The sequence below is a fragment of the Paraburkholderia podalyriae genome, from assembly GCF_014397785.1.
Taxonomy (GTDB): Bacteria; Pseudomonadota; Gammaproteobacteria; order Burkholderiales; family Burkholderiaceae; genus Paraburkholderia; species Paraburkholderia podalyriae.
In genome coordinates this window covers 1-664 of the sequence record NZ_VZQQ01000276.1, presented here as the reverse complement: position 1 = coordinate 664, position 664 = coordinate 1, and the positions used below count along the sequence as shown (strand labels likewise).

The window sequence follows — 664 nt, the reverse complement described above, 5'->3', positions numbered from 1 at the left end:
AGAATCGGCATCAAAGTGATGTCCATCATTTTCGAAGTGGTGGACACCATTTTGTCAGAGCCAACTCAGAGGCCTGGCAGCCGTAAAGGCCGCCCGAACCATAGTCCCGAATTCCGCCGTCGCCTGGCGATGGCAGCTTGTGAATCAGGGGTGTCAGTCGCCAGGTTGGCCCGTGAGAACGGCTTGAACGCGAACCTCGTGTACACGTGGCGGCGCCGGTATCTGGCGGAACAGCAAGCCGAGGCGGTGCAACTCGTTCCAGTGGCGATCGTGAACGAGGTGTCATCGGTCAATGAACCTCCTGCGCTGGCAGAGTCTGAGGTCGTGAGGCCGGCTGGTTCAATCGAGGTTCGGATTGGCCGGGCAGTAGTCAAGGTCGACGGCATTGTCGACGCTGAGATGCTTCGGACGGTGTTGGGGAGTTTGCGCTCGTGATTTCTCTGCCAACGGGTACGCGTATCTGGCTTGTTGCGGGCCAACTGGTTGTATATGAACGCGTCCCGATTGCGCCAGTGTTTCGTGTGTTCCGACATCGAGGGGGGTGTCCGGAATTTTGTGTAAACGGGTTGAGGTTTAACCCGGCACTAGCCGCTCTTCGAACTGGATTGTGAAGCGGTTCAGGGCCGCTTTCCAGTCGCGGATAGGCATCGTCCACTTCTTGCTG

1 protein-coding gene is annotated in these 664 nt (G+C 58.0%); it reads left to right on the top strand.

Annotation, left to right across the window (positions count from 1 at the left end):
• The coding region (gene tnpA, locus F6X42_RS43010) for an IS66-like element accessory protein TnpA (RefSeq protein WP_246530573.1) at positions 1–435 on the top strand (435 nt) is incomplete at its 5' end.
• Positions 436–664 lie beyond the last annotated feature (229 nt).